The organism is Amycolatopsis kentuckyensis (assembly GCF_002155975.1).
Classification (GTDB): Bacteria; Actinomycetota; Actinomycetes; order Mycobacteriales; family Pseudonocardiaceae; genus Amycolatopsis; species Amycolatopsis kentuckyensis.
In genome coordinates, this window is record NZ_MUMI01000694.1 from 1 (window position 1) to 2442 (window position 2442).

Sequence of the window (2442 nt, forward strand, 5' to 3'; positions counted from 1 at the left end):
GGGCCGCGGTCCAGGCGCAGTTCCTTGAGGAACTTCCACGCCTTCCCGACGTCCGGCCCCGGCTTGAGGCCGAGCAGCTCCATGATCTGCTCGCCGTTGAGGTCCGGCCGCACGCGGTCGAGGTCCTCCTTGGCCTTGAGCGCGGTGATCCGGGCTTCGAGGTCGTCGTAGGTCGCCTGCAGCGCCGCCGCCTTCCGGCGGTTGCGGGTGGTGCAGTCGGCGCGGACCAGCTTGTGCAGCCGGGTCAGCAGGTGGCCGGCGTCGGTGACGTACCGGCGGACCGCCGAGTCCGTCCACTCGCCCTTGCCGTAGCCGTGGAACCGCAGGTGGAGGAACACGAGCTGGGAGACGTCGTCGACGATCTCCTTCGAGAACTTCAGCGCCCGCAAACGTTTGCGGGCCATCCGCGCGCCGACCACCTCGTGGTGGTGGAAGCTCACGCCGCCGCCCGGCTGGAACTCCCGGGTGGCCGGCTTGCCGACGTCGTGCAGCAGCGCCGCCAGCCGCAGGATCAGGTCCGGCTCCGACGTCGGCTCGTGCGACTTCTCCAGGTCGATCGCCTGGGCGAGCACGGTCAGCGAGTGCTGGTAGACGTCCTTGTGCTGGTGGTGCTCGTCGATCGCCAGCCGCATCCCGGGCACCTCGGGCAGCACGCGCTCGGCCAGCCCGGTGCCGACCAGCAGCTCCAGGCCGGGCCGCGGGTCGGGCGCCAGCAGCAGCTTCGACAGCTCGGCCTGCACGCGCTCGGCGGTGATCCGGTCGATCTCGTCCGCCATCGACGTCATCGCGTCGACCACCCGCGGCGCGGCGGTGAAGTCCAGCTGGGCGGCGAAGCGGGCGGCGCGCAGCATCCGCAGCGGGTCGTCGGCGAACGACTCCTGCGGCGTCGCCGGGGTGTCCAGGACCCGCTCGCGCAGGGCGCTCAGCCCGTCGTGCGGATCGATGAACGTCTTGGACGCCAGCTCGACGGCCATCGCGTTGACCGTGAAGTCGCGGCGCAGGAGGTCGCCCTCGATGCTGTCACCGAAGGTGACCTCGGGGTTGCGGCCGACGCGGTCGTAGCTGTCGGCGCGGAACGTCGTGATCTCGAGCTGCATGCCCTTCTTCGTCACGCCGACCGTGCCGAAGGCGATCCCGACGTCCCAGACCGCGTCGCCCCAGCCGCTGACGATCTTCAGCACCCGGTCGGGCCGCGCGTCGGTGGTGAAGTCGAGGTCACCGGAGCTGCGGCCGAGCAGCGCGTCGCGCACGCTGCCGCCCACGAGGTACAGGCGGTGCCCCGCCCTGGCGAACCTTTCCGCCAGCTCCTCCGCCAGGGGAGAGACCTCCATCAGCCCCACCACCTGCTCCTCGACCACGTCGTTCACGAAAATCCCACTACGTTCCAGGTGCGATAGCTGCAGGCACCGCCGGACACGGACACGGAGAGCCAGCCTACCGGGGCAACCGTTTGCTCTAGCATCGCAGCATGTCTGGATCAGCCGGCCGCCCCGGCGCCTCGAAGCCGCGCAGGCGGCGCAGGCGTCAGCGCGGCAGGCGGCTGACCACGGTCGACGAGACGTCGGCCGGTGGTCTCGTGGTGGACTCCGACCGCGAACAGGCGGTGCTGATCGGCCGGCTCGACCGGCACGGCAGACTGCTGTGGTCGCTGCCCAAGGGCCACATCGAGGACGGTGAAACGGTGGAACAGACAGCCGTGCGCGAGGTGAAGGAGGAAACCGGCATCTCCGCGCGCGTCCTGCGGCCACTGGGCACCATCGACTACTGGTTCGTGGCCGAGAAGCGGCGCATCCACAAGACCGTGCACCACTTCCTGCTCGAGTCGCTCGGCGGCGAGCTTTCCGACGAAGACGTCGAGGTCACCGAGGTGGCCTGGGTCCCGCTGGCCGAGCTGGAGTCCAAACTCGCCTACTCCGACGAGCGCAAGCTCGTCCGGAAGGCCAAGGAACTTTTCGCGCGCCCGGACGTCCACGGACGAGACGAGCACGCCCCTGAGGGAGCCCCCGAGTGAAGCGGTTCGCCGCAACCTTCCTGTCCGTCCTCTTCCTGGCCGTCCCCGCCCTCGCCGGCGCCACGGTCGCCCAGGCGCAGGAGGGCGCGCGCCTGCGCATCGACCTGGCCGGGCTCAGCCCGCGGGTGATCACGACTTCGACGACCGCGCTGACCGTCACCGGCACGGTGACCAACACCGGCGACCGCCGGATCGCCAAGCCGCAGGTGCGGCTGCAGGTCGGGGACCGGGCGACGACCGAGCGCGGGGTCAGTGACGTGCTGTCCGGTGCTGTCATCAAGGACACCCCGCTGACGGAGTTCGCGTCGGTCGCCGACGTGCTGGAGCCGGGCCAGAGCGCCCCGCTGAACCTCACCGTCCCGCTGACCGGGACGCGAGCGGAGCGGCTCGGCCGCCCCGGCGTCTACCCGCTGCTGGTCAACGTCAACGGC

3 protein-coding genes are annotated in these 2442 nt (G+C 70.8%); 2 read left to right on the plus strand and 1 reads right to left on the minus strand.

The features are described from left to right. Positions 1–1367, minus strand: a 1367-nt coding sequence (locus CCN39_RS45770; RefSeq protein WP_086853220.1) for a CCA tRNA nucleotidyltransferase, incomplete at its 3' end; no start/stop codon positions are given. A gap of 101 nt (positions 1368–1468) precedes the next feature. Between CCN39_RS45770 and CCN39_RS45775 the strand changes: the two genes are divergently transcribed. Together CCN39_RS45775 and CCN39_RS45780 are read left to right on the plus strand one after the other, a co-directional pair. Beyond that, complete coding sequence (locus CCN39_RS45775; protein ID WP_167455376.1) at positions 1469–2011, plus strand: NUDIX hydrolase; 543 nt, start codon at positions 1469–1471, stop codon at positions 2009–2011. Next, the coding region (locus tag CCN39_RS45780) for a DUF6049 family protein (protein WP_244211319.1) at positions 2008–2442 on the plus strand (435 nt) is incomplete at its 3' end. The genes CCN39_RS45775 and CCN39_RS45780, both read left to right, overlap by 4 nt.